This window comes from Bacillus sp. URHA0034 (assembly GCF_056280405.1).
On sequence record NZ_JBWCDK010000002.1, the window covers coordinates 6,220,860 to 6,243,096 of the forward strand.

A 22,237-nucleotide genomic window follows, 5' to 3' on the forward strand; every position below is an offset into this window, starting at 1 on the left:
GTTCTAGTCTTATTAGCTATTTAGATTTAAGATCAAATGCTTCTACTAGTAATTGGTGTCCTGTTAGTCTGCTTTCTTGACTAGGATAAAAATCTGCAATCATAATTTCATCTACTAAAGCTTCTTTTGCCAATCGCTTTAACTTTTCAGCAACATTGACTACACTTCCAATAACAAAACGGTCTTTATTATATTGACGCGCTTCCTCCTCCTCTGATGTATAAACATACTTACTGGCTTCTTCTAGTGTTGGAAATGAAAGATTACGTGAACCTGTTGCCATTCTTGCCCACATTAATTCCAATGGTCCTGCCAAATATTTTGCCTCTTCTTCTGTTTCTGCTGTAATGACTCCAATAGCTAACATGCCTTTTGGCTCGTTCATATAAATAGATGGCATGAAATTTTCACGATATAAACGAAGCATTGGGATAGCTAATCTTGGTGCTAGGTGGGCTGCAAACACAAAACCAAGTCCTTTATTTATAGCGAACTGTACACCACCCTGACTAGAACCCAACATATATATGTACTATTGATTCATTCCCAGGAACTATTATGTTCTTGAAAGGGTGTTGAGATGGGAAATTTCGTGAAAAAAACGAGAGTAACTGATTTAGTTGTTCCGGAAAGTCATTTGCAGTAAGTGATACTTGTGAACGTTGTAAGGCTAATGCAGTTAATCCATCTGTTCCCGACGCTCTTCCTATTCCAAGGTCTACCCTACCAGGGTACAGTGCTTCAAGTAATGTAAAGTTTTCCGCTACTTTCAGTGGGCTATGGTTGGGTAACATAATCCCTCCTGAACCTACACGTATATTTTTGGTTTGTGAAGCTGCGTGTAGACTTAACAAATCAGGTGATGTACTGATTTGGCTAGGAGTATTATGATGTTCCGTGAACCAGTATCTCTTATAGCCTAATCTGTCAGCTACTTGAACCATTTCCGTTGAATTTTTTAAACTTTGAATAGGATTACTGTCAGGATGTACATGTACAAAATCTAAGATAGATAACTGTAGATCATTATTAAGTTCATTGTTGACCATTTACTAACACTCCTTTTTCGATCTCTTTTCTTTTTTCTCATGTATCTCTTCTACTTTATTTTTAATAGGCACAACATAACCAAAAGAACATATAGGGATTTTATTTCCAATCACATTTCAGCAGTTTGGGAGATATAAACTAATATTTAGCTTGCTAACTAATTTGTTGGTAATTACCCAACAAAGACGGATTTTCTTTTGATTTTCTATTTAATACTTAGGTTGCTAAATAATTATTTAGCATGCTAAGTATCAACATAGAGAAAACTTAGAACAAGTTTCTCTCCATTCGCTTCATAAGTTCCCTTAATATTAAGCGTTCTTCAGATGAAATTGAATGGAGTAATTTTTCTTGTTGCTGTTTCCATTTAAACTCAACCGGTTTTTCTAATTCTTTGCCTTTATCTGTTAGATAAATTCGCATAACCCTTGCATCATGTTCATCGCGTTTGCGGTATATAAATCCGTTTTGCTCCAATGATTTAACCATATTTGTTACCGTAGGCGGTTCGCATTTTAAATGTTCACAGAGTTGCATTTGTGTTACCCCATCGCCTAACCACAAACGAGCGAGTAAATTATCTTGACCTACATAAAGATTAAGTTCTCTTAGACTCTCATTATAATCTCGACGCATTTGAAATGAAATTTTATCTAACGACTGACGAATATCGCAATCAACCTTTTCGTTCATAGGTATGCCCCCACTACTAAAATGTATTTAGCACGCTAACTATATCATGGAAAAATTTAGTTGTCAATTTAAGGTACCTCCTCACATTTTATCGGGCTGAATTTATCTGGAACGGAGGTCAAAAGTATATATCCAATAATAAGATGGAACCTTTAATCGACATCAGTTTGTTTCACACTGAAATGTCCAGATTCTGTTTATAACTCCGTTTTGTCTATCAACTTGTTGGATGGAGTTATTTTGTTACATGAACTAGAATAAAACCATTTCTCAACTTTTTGAAGAGGGCAATAAAAATGGATTTAGTACATTTTTTTGTACTTAACAGTAGATAGCGGGTGTGAATGTTTCTAAAAAACTAAGCTCTCTTTGTGTTAACCAGCTTAGCTAGAACAAAAAAAAAGCTCCCACATAGACAGCTTCGGATCTATTAACTCTTGCCCCTTCACTATAACATTTCTTCGTAATAGAAAAAGCTGCTGTTAGAACGATCTCCCCTTTTTCTTTATCCACCATTTAATTTTTAAAATTTTAACGGTAAACGATGAATGAGCGCGCTTTGGTTAGTCTACCTGCTCCCCAAACTTCTTCCCGAGAACATCTTTAAAAAAGCGTATGAGTAAGGCGGACTGTAGATTATATGCTTTTAATGGTTGCGGCGAAAAGCCTTCAATACGTTTATCAGATTCATACTTTTCCCATGCTTGAGACAATAACAAGTTCATCTCTTCCTAAAAAATCTTTTTTTCAGGAAGTATTGACCTGATTCATGAAATTGAAACGGCAGCTCTTATTAAGCTGATATGAACGAAACTGTCAACCCACCACACCCAAATGTTTTTAAATGGTGTTTTTATTCAGCATGAATAGAGTTATTCCTTGTTCAACTTATAGACTAAATATCCTTTCGTAATTAGCTTGTCAAGGGTGCACTTTCCCTTGATAAGCTAATTACGAAATGGATACAATGCAGAAAGTTGAACAGGATAACCTTAAAAACTTGGCACGAAGGCAAAAACGTTGACGGTGATATACAGTCTGATATTCGTGGGTTGGTTACCACATTTCATTCCATCCGTCACGGAGCTGCCTCGGACTAACGACGCACGTTCAGTTCTTCGAACCTAGTGCATAACTTAACATGAGGGTTCTCCTTCCCGGGGGTTTGCCTTCGAGCCAAATCTTCAATTCTTCAACACAAATAGTTCTGAGATAAAATCATACATTACATAAGTTTACATTTAATCTAATTAAGCAACTTTTGATTGAGTAATTTGTTTATTTTCAATGGTACAACCGATAGCCCAAATAAATCCAAGCAATTCTCTAGCAACAGCAACAACAGCTACTTTGCCACCTCTTCCTTTAGCAGATATACGATGATATTTCATATGAAGACGGTGCTGAGCCTTCCAAGCAATACGTTGTGCTTCAGGATCTTGACCTTCTTGCCGTTTAAGTAATTCACCTTTAAGAGAAGGTCGATGACGATAAGACCAACAGATTTCTACAATGGAACGCCGAACCTGAGAATTTCCCGTCTTAGTAATAGAACCTTGCCAACGATTTGATCCACTAGAGTATTCTTTAGGAACGAGTCCAGCATAGGACATCAGTTGTCTTGGGTTAGAAAAGCGAGAAAACTGTCCGATTTCAGCTACTAAAGTAACGGCAGTGACCTCTGCGACACCTCTCAAAGTTTGAAGTGCTTGAATTACAAGTGCATGTTCACTTTGAAGAGCTTCTTCATGGATTTGAGCTTCGATTCGTTTCATACGATCTTCAACTACATTGATTGCATGTAGGTATTCTTGAAAAACAATACGTTGGGAAGTTCTTTCAAATGTTAATCGTTTTAACCATTCGCGATGTTTGACAGACCAATTTCTAACCCCTTGAGGGGGACGTATTTCATGACGAAGTAAGAAGTGAACAAGTCTCTGACGAGAACTTTGTAAATCCTCACGAGCATCATGACGAGCACGAATTAAGTCTCTCAATGCTTCATGGTCTTCATCTGGAACCCAAACAGAAGTAAGCTCTCCAGCACGAAGTAGCTGAGCTAATCTAATTGCATCCCTTTTGTCTGTTTTTACTCGATCTCCTGAACGCTTTGGAATAAGGGTAGGTGCTACAACCATACATTCTATGTCCATAGATAGAAGTAATCGGTAGATTCCGTATCCAGAAGATCCAGCTTCATAACAAACTAATAGATTTTTAGGATCGCCTAAACTTTTCATTAATTTGCGAATGTTTTCTGGTTTATTTGGTATGGTACCATGAAATCTAGGCTCTCCACGACCTGAATCAGCAATCGCAACAGCAATAGTATCTTTAGAGGCGTCTAAACCAACAAATTTTTGTACATCCTTCATAATAATCGGCTCCTTTTCGTGTGTAGCTCTACACTTGGTTTTGATTTGGGTAGTAACATTATGACCAAGTGCAACCTACGTTAAGCGATGGGAGCCGTTTCGTTCATTATGACTAAAGGGGCAGCATTCCTGTAATGAGTGAAAATGAAGTTTGAACAAAAAAATAACCTCTTGGTAGAATAAGAGTGTCCTAAAGCTCCCCAGCGAAAAGGACAACACTCAAATACCAGGAGGATTTAAAATGAATTATAACCAAAATAAGAAGATTGCTCAAATTACTTCTCAAACCCTGATTATAGGGGTGGATATTGCAAAATTTAAGCATGTGGCACGTGCCCAGGATTTTAGAGGAATAGAGTTTGGATCACCTTGTTATTTTGAAAATAAAAAAGAGGGATTCGAGAATTTTCTTAAATGGATTTCGGAAATTAAGAAAGAACAAAGCATGGATAAAGTAGTGGTTGGAATGGAACCAACCGGTCACTATTGGTTTAACCTGGCTCATATTTTAAAAGAAAATGAGATTAAATTTGTGGCAGTAAACCCCTTGCACGTGAAGAAAAGCAAGGAACTAGATGATAACTCACCTACTAAGATTGATGTGAAAGACGCTAAAGTCATTGCCCAGCTGGTCAAAGACGGAAGGTATGCCGAACCTACGATACCACAGGGAGTTTATGCAGAACTACGGGTGGCAAAGAAAATACGCGATCTTTTAACAGAGGATCTTCAAACGGTCCAAGGCCAGGTTCACAACTGGATTGACCGGTACTTTCCAGAATTTCTAACGGTCTTTAAGAAGTGGGAAGGCAAGGCAGCTTTACAATTCTTAAAGCTCTATGCCTTACCGCATGAAATAGTAAATTTCACTGAACATGAACTGCTCTCCCATCTAAGAAAATCCGTAACCCGGAGTGTGGGAATTAATAAGATTCGGGAGTTAAAGCAAGCAGCCAGTAAGTCCATCGGACTTCGACAAGGCTCCGAAATGGCTAAATTGGAGCTAAAAACGCTTCTAGCTAAATATGAATTAATCCAGTTAAAATTCGAAGAATTGGATGCAAAAATAGATTGTTTACTTGATGAAATACCAGGTGTACCACAAATGTTAGCCATAAAAGGTGTGGGAAGGGATACAGTTGCCGGCTTCTTTGCGGAAGTTGGTGATCTTCGTGAATATACTCATCCCAGACAAATTATTAAGCTGGCTGGCTTAAGTTTAAAAGAAAATACCTCTGGTAAGCACAAAGGAAAAACGACCATCACAAAGAGGGGACGCAAAAAGCTCCGGGCTCTGTTATTCAGGGTTTGTATGATACTCGTTGCCAAAAATTCAGCATTTAAGGCATTACATGCATACTATACTCAACGTCCAGATAATCCATTAAAGAAAATGCAGTCTCTAATTGCTTTATGTAATAAACTGATCCGTATTTTCTTTAGCATGGCTAAAAAGCAATTTGAATTTAGTGAAGAAAAGATGTTAAAGGACATCCCTCATTTGTCAGTTTCAAAGAAGAAAGAAATCGCCGCTTGATTTTTTTTGATTAGATAAATAGTAGTTGTTGTTTTATGGTTTTGGGGACATTTGAAGCACGGATTAGTCGGCAAAGCAACTAAATTACGGGCAAAGACCCTGTGGGGCAGCATGGCTGACATCCACCTCATGGAAAGGTTGGACGAAGGAATTTGAGAGCGAGGACTCTGTGAGGCATGGGAGGGTTGACCTCCATGAGAAATGTGGACATCCACCAGTGCGATCATATTTTTACTCATCACCCAATTTCTGTAAGTGATTGGTTAGTAAACTATGAGTCTTTTTTCTCCATAAGTCCAATTTTATCCTTTCATGTGATAATTCCCCAACTATAAAGCATTTACCGTAAGGTAAACTACTATGAAAATCTAAAAAAAACGGAGAAATCGGGAGATATTGCTTTCTTTATTGAGGGAGGTTTGTTTAATAAGGATTGTGTTATATTATGTATAGTTATTTTTAATGAGGTGAAAGAAATGGTTAGAAGGAGATAGATAGCCTCCTGAATTAGAAGTTGTTTTAATTTTAGGAGGCTAACTTAATATTTAGGAGTTGTATAAATTATGAAGCAAAACAAGTATGATGATGTGAATTTCTTTTCTGCATATACAAAAATGCCACGTTCTGTCAAAGGACTTGAAGGTGCAGGAGAATGGCACGTATTAAAAGAACTTTTACCTGAACTCCGAAATAAAAGTGTACTTGATTTGGGATGCGGTTTCGGTTGGCATTGCCGTTATGCTCGTGAACTGCAAGCAAGGTCTGTTATTGGAGTAGATATATCTGAAAAAATGCTTCAAAAAGCTCGTGAAATGACGAATGATTCTTTAATTTCATACATTAAAATGCCAATTGAAGACATTAATTTTTCAGACTCTCAATTTGATGTTGTCATCAGTTCATTGGCTTTTCACTATATTAAGTCCTTTGAAGCAACCTGTAAAAAGGTCTATGATTGCCTTAAGCCTGGAGGTACTTTTGTTTTTTCAGTTGAACATCCAATTTTCACTTCTCGGAACGAACAAGATTGGTATTATGATGACAAAGGGAATCGTATGCATTGGGTAGTTGACAATTACCAATCAGAAGGATTGCGTGAAACAACATTCCTAACTGAAAACGTTATAAAATATCATCGTACATTTTCAACTTATATCAATGACTTAATTCTGGTTTTATTGTAAGGACAGTCAAGGAACCAATTCCCTCTGAAGAAATGTTAAAGAGCATGCCTGAAATGAAAGATGAACTCCGTAGACCTATGTTCTTAATAATCTTAGCAGAAAAGTAAATGTTTATTATACGTCCCTTCGAGATGTAGGGACGTTTTTCTTATTCGACTAACTGGGGCTTATGTTAAAGATGGGATAGCTGCGGCGATCCCTTTTTCTTATTCAACTATAGGGCAGTTTTGTTGAAGAGAAGTGTTTAACTTGTATTCAACAATCGGGCCAGATTGTTAAGGTGGTAGTTTAGCATTAATAGTAGGGAACCGTATTATAAGTAAAAGAGGTTTTTTAATATAAGAAAACTCCATCTTTAACGTAATAAATAGAAAAAGTTGAAATAAAAGAAGAAGGGTTACAATCGAAAAACCGAATTTGTAACCCTTCTTGATTTTAAAAATATTAAGCTTATTTTCTGTTCTTAATTTATTGATGTATGTTTCGAAATCGATTTAATGATAGTATCCCAATCGTCAGCGTGAATTTCATGACCTGTTCCTTTGAGGGTGACCAAAGAACTGCTAGGAATTTCATTCACTAGAGCCAGCGCATGTTCAAATGGCAGGATGGTGTCTTCTGTCCCGTGAATCACCAAGGTTGGAACATTGATTTCCTTAATCTTGTCTTCGTAGAAGTCATCCCCTTTAAGAAGGGCATGATTAAACATACTTAGTAAATTGTTAGCACGGCTAATTTCTTTTGTAACCTGCTGAAACGCTCTCTTCTCATCAAATGTATGGTTTGAGCCACAAAGAATCCTTGAACCAGCAACTAGGTAATTGGCGACTGCCTTTTTATCGGACCAATCCAGTTTCGCCGCATTTGCATGGTAAGAGAGGACTTTCTCATCCATAGGCGGTAAATTTCTGTTGTTATTATCTGACCCAAACAAACTCGATGACATAAACGTTATTGATAGAATTCGCTCTGGATACCTTACGGCAGCAACTTGAGCAATCATCCCACCTAAGGACATTCCCACCAAGTGAGCTTGTTTAATTTGAAATTCATCTAGGATTCCAACAGCATCATCTGTCATATCAACTACAGTATAATTGGAAGTCCCTGGTTTATAGGCTGTAGAACGCCCGACATCCCGGTTATCATATCGAATGACAAAACGACCTGTATTGGCCAATTTCTGACAAAATCCATCATCCCAATAAACCATTGAACACATGGCACCCATAATCAGTAAGACTGCCGGATTGGCTGGATTCCCAAAACTCTCTATACATATATCAATTCCGTTAATTTTTAATATCTTTTCACCCATGATTAGCTCCTCATTTCATTCGAACTTGGTAAATTTAAATAAGGCACACCCAAATAAACCTACCCATTTTATGAAAAATGAATGAGCATAAATGAAATGTACCTTAAATTAACGCAAACGAATGAACTTAATAATCATGATTAGCACTCCCTTTTAAGAAGTTGAAAGGACTTATAGTCCACAACTGATTATACCATAATTCAGCTAGTAATTATTCATGACTGATTACTTGTCATTTAACTTTAATAGTTAAATAACGGGTGTATTAGCTAAAGTTGATGATCGTTGCGGCGTCTTTTTTCTTGTTGAGCTAACGGAGCAGTTTAGTTTAAGTGTAATTATTCACAATCTGAATTTTTATTGTCAGTTAAAGACACCGTACAGACAGAATTTATCCTTTCCTTCATAAAAAAATTCACCCCCGCCATTAGGCAGGGGATTCATACGTTTATCGTTTGGGCATAGTTCTCTCTAAGGCGCTTTATATCTTCTTTAGGTGGAAAACCAAACATACGAGCATATTCACGGCTGAATTGCGATGGACTTTCATAGCCTACACGGAATGCCACATCAGCTGCATCTGTCGACTCGGATAATAACAGGCGACGTGCTTCCTGAAGTCTGACTTGTTTTTGGAACTGAATAGGACTCATAGCAGTTACTTGTTTAAAGTGTCTATGAAGTGAAGGAACACTCATATTTGCTATTTCCGCAAGCTCCTCAATCCGAAAAGACCTTTCATAGTTATTCACAATATGTTCGATAACGTCTCTGATAAGATAGGTGGAGCTTCCTTCTATTACCATTTGTTCCAACACACTCCCATGCTGCCCTTGGAGAACTCTATAGAGAATTTCCTTCATAAAACTAATATTATCAAGACGGCAGATGGTAAAATAATTCCACAGGTAAGCCATTTTCTTTCTATGTGAACCCTATCAATACGGCATGCTTTTAAAGGAAGGTTTAGTGCCTTCTTACTTAATAGCTTAACGCCCCAATACGCAACAACAATATAAATTAAGGCATATAATATTGATGAAATTATTTTTGTAATTGGGAATAAATCGATCATAGAAGCAATTCCTTGGGAAAGTCCCAATATTAATATCCCTAGAAACACAGTTATAAGAGCCTTACTTGCTGAAACACTATTCTCCATAAAATGATCACCTTCATTCCGAAATATTACTGGATGAATCTCTAAAAACTATCTGAATTTTTCCTTTTGATCTATAACCTATAAAAATCATCTTTACTAATAATTCTATCTAAATTACGAATACCCTTCTTTACCTACTGCCCTCTAGGATGAGGAAAGTATGAATAGCCGCCGATTTATTCAAGTTACGGATACGGAGCACCATGCCTGTAATGAGTGAAAATGAGAATGGAATAAAAACATAACCACAGCTGGAAAAGGTGTATCCAATAAGTGTAAGAAATCAATCACAAGGGTCATGGCAAAGAATCATGACAAATAGGTTTCCTAAAAACGTTAATCTGGATAAACAAACCTATTTATCAACTCAAGCCAGGAGGAATATTTGCAGGCTTTTTGAGTTTGAAGATATGGCGAATGAACTTGAAAAAAATCCAGTCTCCCCGTTGGATTACTCAGTTTTCGATAAAAATTAATTAAAGTGTACAAACTTCTAACTTTCTTCTTTCATAAGATAATGCATAATATTGTAGAAGGAAATGGTTAGGAAATGAAGGATTTTCAATCAAATTTCTACAGCCCTATACTTGTTGGAAATTTTAATCAAGCGTTAAATGTTGCTTATAATTTGAAAAGTGGTGAAAAAACGGGTGTTTTGTTTGAGGCTGATAATGTACAGTGCTTCCCAACTGTCACTGTTCAGACGAGAATAAACGGAGCGGCAAATCCTTGTACAGCGAGTATTGTATTTGTTGTAGAAAATGAAAGGAAGATAGAAAAAGAAATAGGTAAATTTATTGAACCCCACCAAGGTCCAGTGTTTTTAGTTGGTAACGTAAGAAAAATTTATGTTCAATCCAAAGAGGACGGTACAGATGGCTGTAGTGGCGATTTAACATTGATTTTAAGTTATTGTGGGGTAAATAATTGCAAAACCGATCATCAAGATGAGGATAATAGTAAAGCAAAAAATCAGTTTGATTCCTTAAAATCTAGTTACTTATCTGAACAAGAAATTAAATCAATAAATTCATGGATTTCAAAAGTAAAAAATAAAAACAATATTAAAGACAGCAAGGAACGGACTGCACATATAGAAAAGGCTATCATAACTCTTCAGTTAAAATATGAAATAATTGGAAATGGTAAAAATAGAATTGTCTATGACCTTGAAAATGGATATGTACTTAAGGTTGCCCTAAATAATTGGGGCATGAAAAGCAATAAAAAAGAATATGAGTTATTCAATAATTCACCATCCCAGTTACGAAAATATTTATGTCCCGTCATGGAGTTTGGTAACGGATGGATTATAATGGAAAAAATGACAGAAAAGGTACCGACAGATAACGAATATGATATAAAAATTTCACAATTCATTAAGGTATTTAAGGAGAATGGAATTGAACCAAGGGATATCAAAGATAAGAATCTAGCACTTTCTGAAAATGGGGAATTTGTTGCAATTGATTACGGGAATTTTGTTGTAACTGGTGAATAATATACTTTGGGATTTGCCGTTATTGTTTTTGACACCCATAAATTACCGATAGTTGACGGTATTGCCTGTCCGGAGGTGGACGAGTATAATGTCCACGTATAAATCCGGAGAAAGGAAAAGACGCCTCCCATAGTGTATAACTGCGCCAACAGTTATACGTGAGACGTCGCACAAAAACACTGTGATTATTGTATCAGATTACAAACTTATTGAAAATACCCATGGGGTTTTTAGTTAGGGTGCGGAGAAGATTCCATCTCCCTGTAGTGGGGAGTCTTTTTATTTATAAAAATCTCCTTCAATCTGTTCTAACAGGGAAAAAGTGCTCCAAAGAGCAATTAAAGCAAAAATATCTTCAGGCAAAAGAATTAACTTATGTTAATTATTCAAAAAGGAATTAAAAACCACTTTTTAAAATGAGAAAAATACAATATCGAATTTGAAGAGTTACTGAATCTTGGTTATTTTGCATATTATCTATATTCTTTTTTAGTGTTGGAAAAGCTATTAAAGTGCTTAATGAAATGTGGCACCTATATAAATAAATTCTAATATTCACTAAGGAGGATAACGATGGGGATTTTAACTGGAAATCCAAAGGAAGAGCCTTTACACTACGGGGAAGTCTTTGATATTTGGGCTTCTCAACTAGTCGGAAATAGTCTGATTTCAGGTTATCAAACGATGTTGAACCATGCAGGTGATGAAGATTTAAAGAAGTTATTAGTAGAAGCAATCGAAACTTGCCAGCAAGAAAAAAAACAGGTTGAAAAGCTATTAAAAGAGAATGGTGTCGGCTTACCACCTGCTGCTCCAGAGCCTCCTGATGCATGTTTGGATGATATTCCAGTAGGTGCAAGAATTCCAGATCCAGCAATTGCCGCAACACTTTCCGCTGATATTGCTGCTGGATTAGTAACTTGCAGCCAAGTAATGGGTAAATCCATTCGGGAAGACGTTGCCATGATGTACGGTCAATTTCATAATCAAAAGGCAGCACTTGGAGCAAAAGCGCTTCGTTTAAATAAAGAAAAAGGATGGCTCGTTCCACCACCAATGCATCTAAATAAACATAGTGAATGTTGACTTTTGGACACGGTTATTTCTAGCCGTGTTTTTATTATGCGTAACAAGCAAGCCATGAATTAACTTATTAGCAAAAGCGAACATATCAATTTAATTTAGAGTTTGTGAAGAAATGTACTTAAAGTAACGGGTGCGTTAGTGGAACAAGGACTATCTATTGATGGTCTTTTTTATGTCCGAGGAAGTTCTTGGAATGTGTAAAATGTACTAACGTTTCGCTCTATGCACGGTATTATAAATGCAGATAAACATTAATAATAATATTAATATTCATATAAGGGAATAGAAAATGACGAAAAAAGAAAGAATTGCTAGAGAAAGCAGCTAAGGCTCTTGGATTGAAACCAAATGGGGTTTCTGGACGTGCCTGGGAGATATATAGAGACACATACAAGCCACGTGAGGCGAGTTTACAGAAAGCTGGAGCATAATTTTGCTTCAGTTTTTTTTCAGTTCAAAATATGGCAAATATGATAGTTTTAAAGAGCGGTGCAGAAACACCGTTTGCTATTGCTAAATTTATACGCTGAAAACAACCGTCAAAAAGCTATTAAGAAACGGCAGCAAGAAGAAAGTTCTATATTCTAATTAAATGATGGGCCACAATCAAGCGTTGTCTTAACCGTGCCCCCCTCATTCAACTATTCTGCGAACTACTACATCAGAAACTAAACTTAATTTTTAGAATGATTTCGTAAAAACTTTTCAATTGAGGCTAGCAGAAATGATAGTTCACCTTCAAAATTGTACCTATATACCTCGGTCCTACTATTGTTCTTATTTTCACTCTCATCGCTTGATTCTGGACGTGATTCATGTTCTAGTGATTCATCTTCTCGTGACTCATCTTCTCGTGATTCATGTTCTAGTGATTCATCTTCTCGTGACTCATGATTTCGTGACTCATGATCTTTGGCTTTAGCCTTTTCGATTTTTGGTCCATAACTGACATTTTTAATGTGGAATATGGTAATGCGAACAACTTCGTCACCAACGATCAAATTAATAAAATCGTCTTCTAGACCAACGAGTACCCCCTCTACGGTTTCAGGGCCGCCACGATTAATTTGTACCCACTTATAGTTCAGGGATTTAAGCAATTCTTTCAAATTGTCAGCTTCGAATTTTAAATCTTTAGGAATTTTAACGTTTAATTCCATCTCTTTATTAAGATTCACTGTAAAACTTTTTATGTGATGACTGTTGTAACAAACGACCCCTTCATCTTCCGTCAGAACAGCGATATAATCGTCGGCAGTATGCAGTAACTTTCCGATTTTGGATTCTGGTCCATTCCGGTCTACCTGGATTACTTTACCTAAAAAATTCTTCGTCGCGTAATTACCCATAATATAAGATTCCCCTTTAATTGATTTAGATATAATTTAATGATATGTATCTCGAGGGAAAGTTGTCCTAGTGAAACAGCCTGTCTCTTTCACTGCATCTATCACTACAGGTCTTACGTCTAGTTGAAGTAATAGTAAATCCTGAATAAAGACAAGGGATTGTTATTTAATCGTTAGTGAGGTTTATTACCATCTAGTCAGATTCTCTTCAAAAAATAGGCGAACAAAATAGCCGTGATGATGGTTATAGTGATTCACCTAAGGGAATTACTTTCCAAACAACCTAACCCAAAACCCCTTCTTTTGTTCTTGCCCTGCTGCTTGTTCTTTTAGGGCTAGTAATATTTCCTCTTTAGTCTCAATCATTAGTTTCTTCTGTTCCATAGACTCCCGTAACTGTTCACTCTTTAATGCCTCAATTTGATTGACCAGTGCTTTAACTTCTGATGAGTATTGGTTAGCTAGTGCTGTAATTTGTTCGGAATAGTGCTGTTCCTGTTTCTGCAAAGCATTATTTACTACAGTTTCCACTAGGTTCATAACGGTATGACTGTCCTCTTTTGGTTCCGTTATACTGTCATGACCCTTTGTTTCCCTAATCTTTTTGGCTATAAATTCTATAGTCATACCGTCATACTTAATTAATTCCATAAAGCCTTCTAACGTCTGAATATCCTCATCAGTAAAGATTCTGTGCCCTTGTTGGTTCTTCTGGAAAACATAACCTTCCTTCTCCAAGGCTAATAGCAACGGGCCGTATTGCCCTAGAAGGTTTATTTCAAAATCCAGAACTAAAAGACGCTTTGGATCAATATTATCAATTTTATGAAGAAGTGAAGGATCGTTTAGGGGTAAAAGTAAATGGTTAAGAAGTCGATACAAGATAAGATCCGTGAACAGGCGGAACGAGAAAAACTTAAAAAAGATGCTGAACAAAAGGCCCTTACGCTAGTACTTTATTATGATGCAAAGCGAATGACTGGTGTGGAGGACACCTTTACTAGAGATTTTATGGAATTAAACGATGCGATTTCGGATGTTGAGAGAAATTCCAATTAGCCCTCAGGCTTTAATAATAGGCTTATACGGTGCCTTTAAAAATTTAAGAGATTAAAAGCGTATAAACTCCACTCTAGGTTAATTATCCGACACTTTAAATATGTAAATATTGAATCGTTGACGACCGATCAGTTGTAAGGATACTTATCAAAATCCAGTGAACATCTAAAGCCTTCAAGTTGGGGCATCGAATTCTATTTATTAAAACAATATTTAGTTGGTGCACGAGGAAGCACATATACCTAAAATCCAACTGCGAAAATCAATGAACCAAAACAAGGAAAACGAATTCCAAAATTTTTAACGGAGAGGGGAATTGAACATTTGAGGGAATCCGGTTTTACTCCATTGGAAAAAGGCAATATTTGAATTTATGTTTTCAACAGTTGTAGAAACAGGTGTTCAACTAGTCCACTAAGTATTAATTCGAATAGACTAATGATATACCAAGACAAATTCATATGGAGGTCATTTAATGATGGCAAGAAATAGAAATGTTCCACCAAATTTGTTTCCGAATACCATGCCAAACGCCTTGCCTAATCAGATTGCTCCTATACAACAAATGCCAGCCCAATTCTGCCCACCACAACCATGTCCACCAATATACTGTCCGCCACAAGTGTTTCCGACACAGTATGATCCAGGACTAATTGACCCTGCACAACAATATGTAAAAACAAATTTATTTAATAAGGTTGTCAAGCATATCCACCCTTCTCATACGACAACAGTTAACAAACTGCATGTTAATCATCAGCACTATTTCCCACACACAGAGTCCTGTGTAAACGAATGCTGTGAAACACATACTATGTGCGGTGTTCCAGTCAACCCTTGTTGTCCTCCGATGGGACCATTTGGATTTTAGCTTCTCTTAACCCCAATTTTGGGGGTTATTTTTTATCATTTTCTGGACATTTGCATAAACTAAAATCATTCCTAGATACAAATGGTACACAAAGGGTACCTTTTTTATATAAAAATAAATCTCTTCTTAAGCAATCCAGCCCTTTAGCTGAATTACAAAATAATAAAGGCCTGACCAAACAAGCCCCAATTGTTGAAAACAATTAACAGATCAATAAGGTGAACAAATAGCCTACTAAATTCACTTAAAAAGGGGGTGTTATTCGCTGCCATCATCTCCCACATCATCATAATCCTCATTATCAATACCATCGATGATTCCATCATTATCATTATCATTATCATTGAAAAAGTCCTTAATGGAATCTAAAAAGCTGTTTTTCTCACTTTCATTTTCATTAGAATGATAACTACTCATAAAATTTTGTAGTGTAATTACTTGAACAGACTGCTGTTTATTTCTCGAAACAAAATAAAGAAAAATAATACCTATAATAATTATTAGGAGTATTATTAGAGCCACAAACACAAATTTATTCAAAAGAGTAACACCCCCCGACTTGTCCTATACTAATGGGTATGAAATTTTAGTGCTTTGATTACAAATTTTAACAGGCTTTTTAAAAAACACTGTGCCTTTAACTAACGGGTTCGGTTTAGGGGTACAAAATAAGAAAAAACACTATAAATGGGAGTACGTTTCTCATTCTTATTGGGCTATCTTTACTTGTTGGTTTATATAGGTTTATACCGTTTTAGCAAGGAAATTAGCGGTACAATTCGCACTTCAATTGGCAAGAGTCTGTTGTCCAGCAGACAATCTCCCAAATCTTTAATAAAATCAATCTAAGTTGATTTTAAGCCACCGTTCCCGAAGAAATTTATAACAGGCTGGTTAAATTAAAACAAATGATATTATGAGTTTTCAATTTAGTGAAATAATTCATAAAAAAAAAGCCGGTTTGTTTAACCTAAGCTCACTTGCTCATATTAGAAATAACGGAACTAAGGAATAATATATCCTCCCAAATCAAATCTCTTATACTAGGATTTGAGCACCTATTAAAGTCCATTTTGAGTCGCGAAATCTCTCTCTTCAACAGAAATATTTCTTTGTCCACCATCCAGTCTTTACCCCTCTGTCGTTTAATAATATATTTAACCTAATTACTTTGGCGTTAAACAAAAAATTATGTCAAAATTACTCATTTTTTGGTAATTTCTAATAGGAATTTGAACATAATTCAGAAGTTCAAATAAAAATACTTATAATCAAACAGGAAATTTCCAGAGTACAGAGGGGTATTAAGGGACCTATATAAAAAGTATTTTTGTTAAATGGAGATTAATTTTTAGGGAGCAGTTAGATGGGTTGCTGATAGTTCCTTCCATTTTGCTAAGCTGTGATTGGACAAAAGTGTTGAAAAAATTATTTGGCGGGTTTTGTATGGAAGGTATTACATTGCTTCAAAATAATAAGAGTGTTCACGTAAAAAGTCAGGCAATTGAAGAAGTGATGGTAATTCAGATAATGTTCCACGAGGGTTTATATCGATATCTACAATGTTGTAGCTCCATTCAATCTTAGAAGGGATATGAATGGCATTGATTCCTAATTCCAATGCAGGCTTAATATCAGTTTTAAGCGAATTTCCTATCATCCAGGTAAACCTTTTATCGGAATCAATCTTTGTTAGCACTTGTTCTAATGCTTTAGTATTTTTATGTTCAAAAATAAATATTCTGTCATTGAAAAAAGCTTGTAGCCCTAATTGAGTGATTTTTCTCATTTGGTTTCGCTTATCACCACCTGTAAATAAATATAATATATGTCCATCTTCACGCAATTTACTTAAGACCTCGTACATATACGGATATGGTTCCACCTCTATCTCAAATACACTTTGACCAACCTTACGGATTAATTCAATTTCATCCACTCTTAATCCCTTGCCGTATTTCGTACAGAAATAAAGATAGGTTGAAACAAGTGTATCTGGATACTTTGAGGAATCTAAGCCGTATTCCGCAACACTTTTTAAATCAAATTCTAATTGCTTTTGCTTTATTTTTTCAACGGGTATTGTGTTAAACCAATTCTTGATTAGTTCAACGAATTCCATTTTAGACTGTTCAAAGTATTTATTGCAGTGAATCAATGTATCGTCAAGATCCATTATTAAGGTTTGCTGATTCATTTACCGCGCCCCCTTTAATGTTGGTGTATATTAACTATATGATATAACACTGTTCCAATGATAAAAACAGCAAATCCTCCTTTTAAGACAGTACCTATGTATTAACGCATTTTATTTGGGTATAGGATTAATTCAGGATGTACGATGTCCACAACCTTATAAATGACTAATTAATCTTAGCACTAGATTCATTCCGTTTAGTGGACATACCAATTGTTACGTGGCGAACAAGGGAAGATATATGAGGCAATTAAATTGTATAACCAAGTCAATAATCTAAATCCATCTTTAAGTTCAGATTATTATAACAAAGCAAACTAAACTAGAAATCTTGGAAAACTAAATGAAGCTTTAGAGGCTTACAATAAAACAATTGAAAATGATTTAGAACACTCTTCAGCATACTTTAGTAAAGCATCAAAAGTATAGACAGTTACTTTCGAATGAAAAAATCTGAAATAGATCCTTATTGCATTAACCTGCCCGTTCGTAAGTACATTTCTTCACAATGTGCCTTTTTGGTCAAAATCCATCCACTTTAATTGAATACATTTCCTCGCAGCTTTTTATTGTCGACATCCACTCTATATTACCTGCAAATGTTTCTGAGCATTTAAATTCGATTTGTTTTGTCTGCTTACCAAAGATACACTCAATAAATCTAAGTAATCTCTTTTTCATCAGGATTACGGGAAGAACTATAATAAATTAAAAGTTTTTAGCAGTAGGTACAACTTGGCATCCTGTCAAATATACGAGTTGAAAAGGCACTTTTTAATTTTTCATAGGTTAAAGAATCCAATCCCCATCGTATGGTCATTTCCCCGTCTGGAAATGTGGCTTTAATTTTTGCATATCTTCCAATATCATCTTTTGAAACCTCCAGGATTTCAAACGGAGGTAACCCCCGATTACGTGTCATATTCATCCCTCAATACAACGGACTTAGCTTTAAAAAACTTGTTATTAAATATTAAACTTCACTTGAAAGTTACCCTTTTTAAAGTAAACTGTCCGTTACTTAAATAGATAAAAGCGATTCCTGATTATTCAAGAATCGCACTCCCTTCGCTTAATTTGGCGTTTTAATTAACATAAGATCATGTAAAGATTTGTACCTTAATCAACTCCAAACACAAACTGCCATTTCTTTTCAGTTCTTTCTCATATCGCAAAACAACGTTCTGTTTTAATAAACAAATAAAAAAGACCTTTAGGTTTTAGAAAATAAGTGACTAAAAGGGGGGGCATTCCCCAACTTTCTTGAGGGTTAACCCCAATGTTTTTAACGCATTAATTCTTTACCACTTTCCGCCATACTTCTAATATGCAAATCCATTTGTGGATAAGGTATATCAATATGATTCTCGGTAAATATCCTATTGATTCGAAAGTTGAGATTACTTTTTATCAAGCCTAATTTATTTGGATCCTGTATCCAGACATTCAATTCCAAATTCAGTGAAAAATTCCCAAAACCAACAAAACTTACAGATGGTTCGGGTGATACTAGAACAACTGGTGAAACGAGATGTTCTTCCATCGCTGCTTCGATTAGGAGGTCACTTACTTTTTCCACATCCGATCCATAAGCAACGCCAATAGGAATGACAAGGCACATTCTCGGGTCACCAAATGACCGGTTGATGACTTTTTGTTGTAAAAAATAGGAGTTTGGTACAATAATATGTTCATTCAATCCTGTTTTAATAATGGTTGCTCTCATATTAATTTTCTCAACATCACCAGTAATATTCTCAATAACAACGCGGTCCCCGACTTTAATGGGTCTTTCAAAAAGTAAAATAATCCCAGAGATGAAATTAGAGGCAATATTTTGAAGTCCGAATCCGATACCGACGCTGAGAATTCCTGCAAATACCGTTAAGGCACTAAGATTAATTCCAACAGTATTTAAACTCATTAGAATTGATATAATCATAATTGAATAATGGACAATTCGGTCAAAAGTAAATTGTGTACCTTTATCAAGGTTGTACCTGTGATAGATTCCAGGCAATATCAAATTCGTTAATAATTTTGACAACCGGATAGCTAAGGAAATAATCAGGATAGCAACAATGATAAGAAAAAGAGTAACATCAACACTTCCAAGTTTTATGATTTTTGCAAACATCCATTTTGCTTTGGGAAAGTACATAAGTAAAAAGACGAGAACTCCATAGAATGTGAACCAATTCACCATACTCTTGATCGCGTCAAAGTATTTCGGTAATTTCCTTGCACTCATCAAAAGAAACATTCGGATAAGATAAATTCCGAAAATTACACCAACAATAATAAACAAACTACTATAATCAAAAGTTCGAAACCATGCTGTATTTATTGAAAACTTCAACTATCTGCATCCCCTTGCCACCTTTTAATTTGTAAAAACAGCCGTTTCATATTATAACATTTATACTAATCTCATTCTCGAGGTATTTCAGCCTATTTTTTTAGTGATATTGTTGGTGAATAAAATAAAAACCACTGCCGCTTCGTAAGAAATGCTGAACAAATTTTAATGAAGATATCCCTTAAGGACTACAACTAAAATTTCGGGCAGATGGATTCAGTTTTTCACAAACAGATATTTAGCAGATTAAATAAAAATTAGCCAAAAGCATAGACTCCCTAAAATTTGAAAAAATGCATACAGTTATTTAAGGATAACAGCTGTACGCTAGAGGGGGATTCTATTCTCTCAGCTAATTCTGAAAACAATCTTCAATTTTTAACTAGTATTGTCAAAATGTCACGGATAATGCTTGGCTCAATTTTCCATATATATTTAAATTTGTTAATTCAATATCCATCTCTGTAGCCGTTTTAGCCATATTTGGGGAAAATCCTGTAATTACAACTACTGTGCCTACTAGTTTCAATCCACCTATTAGTTCAAATAGTCTTTGAAAGATTACAGTATCAATATTTGTTACACCAGAAAAGTCTATAATCAAGTTTCTAACATCTAGTTTTACAACTTGATGCAATGTGTTGTTCGTTAAATTATCCATACGTGACTCTGAAAATTTTCCCACAAGAGGCATCACTCCATCAGTATTGTTAATTAAAACAATAGGAGCAGTAACATCTTCCAAGTTTTTCTCCATTGCTAACTTACTTTGGTCAGTTTGTTGGTTAAATTTCTTTGTAGTCATTCTGATGGCTTCATCAAAAGCAAAAATAATTGTTTCATATATCTGGAGCCCATCGTCTAAGTTATCACCGTCGATAATTTTCGAAGTACGCAAATATTTAAGTTTTGGTGGCTGTTAAAATAATCGGCAACCTTATTGTTTACGTTAGCTCAACAAGCAAAAAAATCGCCGTAGCGATCCCTGTCTTTAACTCTTGCACCCAGTTTAAGTGAAATTCTTCACAAAATAACCTATGTATAAAAAAGTTTTCTAACAGGAAAACCCTTTTTATACATCCAGTTAGTGAAGAAAAAAATAAGTTAGACTTCTATCGTCTTTTAAATTCCAATCCACAAAAATATCTGTAACTGGCTTTTTAAAAATTTCATCAAAATGACCATGTTGGTAGAAATATTTTTTTTCCAACTTATCCTTAGTTACTAGAAGTGCTTGTTCATAACCGTTTTCAATCAGTGCTTTTTCAATCGGAACTAATATTCCATAACGTTTTACCAGATACAGCTTCGGAGTTATTTGAAAAGCTTCGATTTTATCTGGTTTTTTTTGTACTAAAATACTTATACGTTCAACCTCACCAATAAAATCCTTATACTCTGGAAATGGTTCAACTGATTTAAAGGAAGGGATTTCTTTTTCAAAAACAGCAGTAATCATTCCTGTATTATTAAGATAGTTCCAGTCATGATAGAGGCTTTGGACATCCTGTTGAAATTCTAATTCGAGAATTCCCTTCAGCTCTGTAAGGATTGTTTTCATAACAACATTTCGTGAAATTTTAGCATTGTCTATGTCTTGGTTCTCAATTAGAACATTTTCAATTGGTGATAGAAATCCTCGTATGTAGAAAATAAGAAAACGACTTCTAGAGAAAGGATAGCAGGAAAGTGGACCCTTACCAAAGTTTTGTCTTAATAATTTACTAACAAAACTGCTTATTTCCATTATTTTTTGTGTTGGAGCAGCCATGTATGAGAATCACCGCCTAGAAAAAGATTATAAATCCTGTTAATAATACATACCCAAAGAATAAAACAATTCTATCAATTTCTTAAGATTTTTTTCAATTTTATTCCTATAACAACTCTGGAATTAGTAGCCCAAAGTTTTCCCATTTCAGAGGATGTAAAGGGTGAGGTTTCGTCTAATTCGATTGGACCTAATTTTATTGGTTTCAACACATTCATTGAATTTAATTCTTTGTCCCTGGTCAATACTAACCCTCTTTTCCCTCATTTTCGTTTACGGTATCCACTGGATAATAATTTAATTCCAATATCCATTTTCTTAAACTATTCTGCCCATTTAGTACAATAAGAAAAAGCTGCCGCAACGACAGCCCGTTTTTCATTCTTGCACCCGTTACTTGAATAACTTGCTAATCCATGAACGGTCAGAAATAATTAACATATCTACAACATCGGAAGCAACTTTCTCGAAATCTTCTTCAGATTTTGCATTCTCAAAATCAAACCATAAACCATCTTCATCTTTTGATTTGGACCCTAACCTAAATCGTTCGTTTAAATCCTGGGCAGTAACTTTGTTAGGTGGGACTTGCTCTCCCCAATGTGTTGTTAAACCCTCAATCGAACAAGTCGCCAACTCAACTACAAATGAACCACCCCACCTGTTGAATTGAAACGAAATTAATTCAATGTTAGTTTCATTTTTTCTTCTAAAGTGAGGCA

At 35.4% G+C, this 22,237-nt stretch carries 20 protein-coding genes and 2 pseudogenes; 6 read left to right on the forward strand and 16 right to left on the reverse strand.

Going from position 1 to position 22,237, the window contains the following annotated elements; all coding sequences use genetic code 11:
* Positions 1-16 precede the first annotated feature (16 nt).
* From ACZ9EE_RS32360 to ACZ9EE_RS32375, 4 genes are all read right to left on the reverse strand, one after another.
* Positions 17-523, reverse strand: a complete 507-nt coding sequence (locus ACZ9EE_RS32360) for an LLM class oxidoreductase (RefSeq protein WP_476032790.1) — start codon at positions 521-523, stop codon at positions 17-19.
* Positions 510-1,049, reverse strand: coding sequence for an MsnO8 family LLM class oxidoreductase (locus ACZ9EE_RS32365; protein ID WP_476032792.1), 540 nt, complete (start codon positions 1,047-1,049; stop codon positions 510-512). The genes ACZ9EE_RS32360 and ACZ9EE_RS32365 overlap by 14 nt, the downstream gene beginning before the upstream one ends.
* Positions 1,050-1,317: 268 nt before the next feature.
* On the reverse strand, positions 1,318-1,743 hold the full coding sequence (locus tag ACZ9EE_RS32370) for a MarR family winged helix-turn-helix transcriptional regulator (protein WP_476032794.1): 426 nt from the start codon (positions 1,741-1,743) through the stop codon (positions 1,318-1,320).
* 1,250 nt (positions 1,744-2,993) lie between these two features.
* Positions 2,994-4,121 carry an IS110 family RNA-guided transposase gene (locus ACZ9EE_RS32375; protein ID WP_476032796.1) on the reverse strand — a complete coding sequence of 376 codons (1,128 nt, stop codon included), beginning with the start codon at positions 4,119-4,121 and terminating at the stop codon, positions 2,994-2,996.
* Positions 4,122-4,362: 241 nt separating this feature from the next.
* Here ACZ9EE_RS32375 and ACZ9EE_RS32380 point away from each other — a divergent pair, with 241 nt between their 5' ends.
* Positions 4,363-5,658 (forward strand): IS110 family RNA-guided transposase, encoded by a 1,296-nt coding sequence (locus ACZ9EE_RS32380; RefSeq protein WP_476032758.1) that lies wholly within the window; start codon positions 4,363-4,365, stop codon positions 5,656-5,658.
* Between the two features lie 563 nt (positions 5,659-6,221).
* Positions 6,222-6,949, forward strand: a pseudogene (locus tag ACZ9EE_RS32385) (class I SAM-dependent methyltransferase).
* A gap of 356 nt (positions 6,950-7,305) precedes the next feature.
* On the opposite strand, the gene mle reads toward ACZ9EE_RS32385, so the two are convergent.
* The 3 genes and pseudogenes from mle to ACZ9EE_RS32400 form a co-directional block, all read right to left on the reverse strand.
* Positions 7,306-8,160, reverse strand: a complete 855-nt coding sequence (mle, locus tag ACZ9EE_RS32390) for an alpha/beta fold macrolide esterase (protein WP_476032798.1) — start codon at positions 8,158-8,160, stop codon at positions 7,306-7,308.
* A 440-nt stretch (positions 8,161-8,600) separates the two neighbouring features.
* Positions 8,601-9,026, reverse strand: a pseudogene (locus ACZ9EE_RS32395) (helix-turn-helix domain-containing protein); the annotation flags it as partial.
* Positions 9,020-9,322, reverse strand: a complete 303-nt coding sequence (locus ACZ9EE_RS32400) for a hypothetical protein (RefSeq protein ID WP_476032800.1) — start codon at positions 9,320-9,322, stop codon at positions 9,020-9,022. The pseudogene ACZ9EE_RS32395 and the gene ACZ9EE_RS32400, both read right to left, overlap by 7 nt.
* 550 nt (positions 9,323-9,872) lie before the next feature.
* Here ACZ9EE_RS32400 and ACZ9EE_RS32405 point away from each other — a divergent pair.
* Together ACZ9EE_RS32405 and ACZ9EE_RS32410 are read left to right on the forward strand one after the other, a co-directional pair.
* Positions 9,873-10,823 carry a hypothetical protein gene (locus ACZ9EE_RS32405; protein WP_476032802.1) on the forward strand — a complete coding sequence of 317 codons (951 nt, stop codon included), beginning with the start codon at positions 9,873-9,875 and terminating at the stop codon, positions 10,821-10,823.
* 573 nt (positions 10,824-11,396) lie between these two features.
* Positions 11,397-11,909, forward strand: a complete 513-nt coding sequence (locus ACZ9EE_RS32410; protein ID WP_476032804.1) for a DUF3231 family protein — start codon at positions 11,397-11,399, stop codon at positions 11,907-11,909.
* Positions 11,910-12,583: 674 nt separating this feature from the next.
* Here ACZ9EE_RS32410 and ACZ9EE_RS32415 read toward each other — a convergent pair.
* Positions 12,584-13,258, reverse strand: coding sequence for a hypothetical protein (locus tag ACZ9EE_RS32415; RefSeq protein WP_476032806.1), 675 nt, complete (start codon positions 13,256-13,258; stop codon positions 12,584-12,586).
* A 267-nt stretch (positions 13,259-13,525) separates the two neighbouring features.
* Positions 13,526-13,996 carry a MerR family transcriptional regulator gene (locus ACZ9EE_RS32420; RefSeq protein WP_476032808.1) on the reverse strand — a complete coding sequence of 157 codons (471 nt, stop codon included), beginning with the start codon at positions 13,994-13,996 and terminating at the stop codon, positions 13,526-13,528.
* A gap of 123 nt (positions 13,997-14,119) precedes the next feature.
* Between ACZ9EE_RS32420 and ACZ9EE_RS32425 the strand changes: the two genes are divergently transcribed.
* Together ACZ9EE_RS32425 and ACZ9EE_RS32430 are read left to right on the forward strand one after the other, a co-directional pair.
* Positions 14,120-14,317, forward strand: a complete 198-nt coding sequence (locus tag ACZ9EE_RS32425) for a hypothetical protein (RefSeq protein ID WP_476032810.1) — start codon at positions 14,120-14,122, stop codon at positions 14,315-14,317.
* A gap of 475 nt (positions 14,318-14,792) precedes the next feature.
* Positions 14,793-15,188, forward strand: coding sequence for a CotD family spore coat protein (locus ACZ9EE_RS32430; protein WP_476032813.1), 396 nt, complete (start codon positions 14,793-14,795; stop codon positions 15,186-15,188).
* Positions 15,189-15,446: 258 nt separating this feature from the next.
* On the opposite strand, the gene ACZ9EE_RS32435 is transcribed toward ACZ9EE_RS32430, so the two are convergent.
* The 7 genes from ACZ9EE_RS32435 to ACZ9EE_RS32465 all read right to left on the reverse strand — a co-directional run.
* On the reverse strand, positions 15,447-15,605 hold the full coding sequence (locus tag ACZ9EE_RS32435; protein ID WP_476032815.1) for a hypothetical protein: 159 nt from the start codon (positions 15,603-15,605) through the stop codon (positions 15,447-15,449).
* A 1,039-nt stretch (positions 15,606-16,644) separates the two neighbouring features.
* Complete coding sequence (locus ACZ9EE_RS32440) at positions 16,645-17,385, reverse strand: HAD family hydrolase (protein WP_476032817.1); 741 nt, start codon at positions 17,383-17,385, stop codon at positions 16,645-16,647.
* 718 nt (positions 17,386-18,103) lie between these two features.
* The gene (locus ACZ9EE_RS32445) at positions 18,104-18,307 is read right to left on the reverse strand and encodes a hypothetical protein (protein WP_476032819.1); all 204 of its coding nucleotides are present in this window, start codon (positions 18,305-18,307) and stop codon (positions 18,104-18,106) included.
* Positions 18,308-18,670: 363 nt separating this feature from the next.
* Positions 18,671-19,744: a mechanosensitive ion channel family protein gene (locus tag ACZ9EE_RS32450; protein ID WP_476032821.1), complete on the reverse strand. Its 1,074-nt coding sequence runs from the start codon at positions 19,742-19,744 to the stop codon at positions 18,671-18,673.
* A gap of 391 nt (positions 19,745-20,135) precedes the next feature.
* Complete coding sequence (locus ACZ9EE_RS32455; RefSeq protein WP_476032823.1) at positions 20,136-20,549, reverse strand: STAS domain-containing protein; 414 nt, start codon at positions 20,547-20,549, stop codon at positions 20,136-20,138.
* Between the two features lie 279 nt (positions 20,550-20,828).
* A complete protein-coding gene (locus tag ACZ9EE_RS32460; protein ID WP_476032824.1) occupies positions 20,829-21,515 on the reverse strand; it encodes a Na-translocating system protein MpsC family protein in 687 nt (228 codons plus the stop codon).
* A gap of 393 nt (positions 21,516-21,908) precedes the next feature.
* The coding region (locus tag ACZ9EE_RS32465) for a DUF4304 domain-containing protein (RefSeq protein ID WP_476032825.1) at positions 21,909-22,237 on the reverse strand (329 nt) is incomplete at its 5' end.

Excerpts from the sequence above, each read along its gene's own strand:
- ACZ9EE_RS32360 (WP_476032790.1), bottom strand. The coding sequence starts at position 523 with ATGTTGGGTTCTAGTCAGGGTGGTGTACAGTTCGCTATAAATAAAGGA.
- ACZ9EE_RS32365 (WP_476032792.1), bottom strand. The coding sequence starts at position 1,049 with ATGGTCAACAATGAACTTAATAATGATCTACAGTTATCTATCTTAGAT.
- ACZ9EE_RS32370 (WP_476032794.1), bottom strand. The coding sequence starts at position 1,743 with ATGAACGAAAAGGTTGATTGCGATATTCGTCAGTCGTTAGATAAAATT.
- ACZ9EE_RS32375 (WP_476032796.1), bottom strand. The coding sequence starts at position 4,121 with ATGAAGGATGTACAAAAATTTGTTGGTTTAGACGCCTCTAAAGATACT.
- ACZ9EE_RS32380 (WP_476032758.1), top strand. The coding sequence starts at position 4,363 with ATGAATTATAACCAAAATAAGAAGATTGCTCAAATTACTTCTCAAACC.
- mle (WP_476032798.1), bottom strand. The coding sequence starts at position 8,160 with ATGGGTGAAAAGATATTAAAAATTAACGGAATTGATATATGTATAGAG.
- ACZ9EE_RS32400 (WP_476032800.1), bottom strand. The coding sequence starts at position 9,322 with ATGGAGAATAGTGTTTCAGCAAGTAAGGCTCTTATAACTGTGTTTCTA.
- ACZ9EE_RS32405 (WP_476032802.1), top strand. The coding sequence starts at position 9,873 with ATGAAGGATTTTCAATCAAATTTCTACAGCCCTATACTTGTTGGAAAT.
- ACZ9EE_RS32410 (WP_476032804.1), top strand. The coding sequence starts at position 11,397 with ATGGGGATTTTAACTGGAAATCCAAAGGAAGAGCCTTTACACTACGGG.
- ACZ9EE_RS32415 (WP_476032806.1), bottom strand. The coding sequence starts at position 13,258 with ATGGGTAATTACGCGACGAAGAATTTTTTAGGTAAAGTAATCCAGGTA.
- ACZ9EE_RS32425 (WP_476032810.1), top strand. The coding sequence starts at position 14,120 with ATGGTTAAGAAGTCGATACAAGATAAGATCCGTGAACAGGCGGAACGA.
- ACZ9EE_RS32430 (WP_476032813.1), top strand. The coding sequence starts at position 14,793 with ATGATGGCAAGAAATAGAAATGTTCCACCAAATTTGTTTCCGAATACC.
- ACZ9EE_RS32435 (WP_476032815.1), bottom strand. The coding sequence starts at position 15,605 with ATGAGTAGTTATCATTCTAATGAAAATGAAAGTGAGAAAAACAGCTTT.
- ACZ9EE_RS32440 (WP_476032817.1), bottom strand. The coding sequence starts at position 17,385 with ATGAATCAGCAAACCTTAATAATGGATCTTGACGATACATTGATTCAC.
- ACZ9EE_RS32445 (WP_476032819.1), bottom strand. The coding sequence starts at position 18,307 with ATGACACGTAATCGGGGGTTACCTCCGTTTGAAATCCTGGAGGTTTCA.
- ACZ9EE_RS32455 (WP_476032823.1), bottom strand. The coding sequence starts at position 20,549 with ATGACTACAAAGAAATTTAACCAACAAACTGACCAAAGTAAGTTAGCA.
- ACZ9EE_RS32460 (WP_476032824.1), bottom strand. The coding sequence starts at position 21,515 with ATGGCTGCTCCAACACAAAAAATAATGGAAATAAGCAGTTTTGTTAGT.